The organism is Micromonospora sp. M51 (assembly GCF_018070305.1).
Classification (GTDB): Bacteria; Actinomycetota; Actinomycetes; order Mycobacteriales; family Micromonosporaceae; genus Micromonospora; species Micromonospora parva.
The window spans coordinates 1-1,600 of record NZ_JAGPXZ010001054.1; the positions used below are offsets into that span (position 1 = coordinate 1).

Sequence of the window (1,600 nt, forward strand, 5' to 3'; positions counted from 1 at the left end):
CCCTCGTCGTCCGCCGCCGGGGCCGGCACCGCCCCCTGACCACCGCTACCCGCGCCGACACCGCCCCGCGAAGCCGGGCCGGCAGCGCCGGTCGGGTTCACCGCAGCGTTCGACCCTGACGCAGGGTCGAAGCCTGACGCGGGGTTCGAGCCCGGCGCGGGGTTGAAGCCAGAGGCAGGGTTCGAGCCCAGCGCAGCGTTCGAGCCTGACGCAGGGTTGGAGCCCGGCGCAGGGTTCGAGCCAGGCGCAGCGTTGAGGCCTGACGCAGGGTTCAAGCCCGGCGCGGAGTTCGAGCCCGGCGCACCGTTCGACCCTGACGCAGGGTCGAAGCCTGACGCGGGGTTCGAGCCCGGCGCAGGGTTGACGCCAGAGACAGGGTTCGAGCCCGGCGCGGAGGGCGAGCCAGGGGCGTTCGAGTTCGGAACGGCTGGCGGCGCGCTCGTCGGGCCGGCCGTCGGGGTCGCGGCGGGCGGGGCTGCGGAGCGGGCCGGGGCGGCGGGTTGCGAGCGCGGAGGGCCGGACAGCGACGCGCCACCGCGCTCGCCGGCCACCTCACACCGGATCTGCCAGCGCCCGCCCAACTCCTCGTAGAGCGCGTCGGTGAGCACCGCCGCGTGGTCGGCCATCATCTTGGCCAGCACTGTGGACTTCACCGTCAGGACCAGCATGTCGCCGTCGAGTTCACGGACCACCGCGTCCCGCATCAGGGCGGCGATCCGCTTGTTGGTCCGGTTGACCTTGCCGACCACGTCGGGCCAGACGCGGCGCACCGCGACCGCGTCCAGCGCGGGGGCCGGTGCCCCCGGACGGGGCGGCGCGGGCGTGGCCGGGTCGGGAAGCACCGCCGACGGTGGCACCACGCGACGCGGGGCCGGCCCGGCGGGCGAGACGGGGACGGTCGGGTCAGCGGCGGCCGAGCCGGTCGACGCGCCCGGGGACGCCGGGATCGGCGAGTCGGCCGTCGACACGTACGAGGCCGGCGCACCGGAGGTCGGAGCACCCGAGCTGGGAGCGCTTGACATCGAAGCGCCGGAGGCGGGTGCCCCGGTGGCCGAGGCGGCCGGCGCGGGAGCACCCGGGGCCGCAGCGCCCCGGATCGGGGACGCGGCCGGGTCGACCTCCCACGGCGGGGCGGAGGTCGGGGCGTTCGCGGGGGTGGCGGCAGCCGGGACCGGTGCGGCGGGCTGTGGGCGTACCCCTGGGTGGTTCGCGGGCGCGGAGGCGGCGGCTGCCGACGGCGCGTCGGTGCCGCCCAGGGTGAGCCGGCGTTCCATCCGTTCCAGGCGCTGGAGGAGGCCGCCGGTGGAGTCGTCGACGCCGGGCAGCAGCATCCGGGCGCAGATCAGCTCCAGCAGCAGGCGGGGCGCTGTGGTGCCGCGCATCTCCACCAGGCCGTCGTGCACGATGTCGGCGCAACGGGAGAGCGTGGCCGGGCCGAGTTGCGAGGCCTGGGCGGCCATCCGCTCGATCTGGTCGGCCGGACCGTCGATCAGGCCCTTCGCGGCGGCGTCCGGCACCTGCTGGAGCACGATCAGGTCGCGCAGCCGTTCCAGCAGGTCGGAGGCGAACCGGCGCGGGTCGTGACCGGCCTCGGCGACCC

Annotated in this window: 1 pseudogene; it reads right to left on the reverse strand. The window is 76.6% G+C overall.

Annotation, left to right across the window (positions count from 1 at the left end):
* Window positions 1-1,600 (reverse strand): annotated as a pseudogene (locus tag KBX53_RS32370) (DNA polymerase III subunit gamma and tau); the annotation flags it as partial.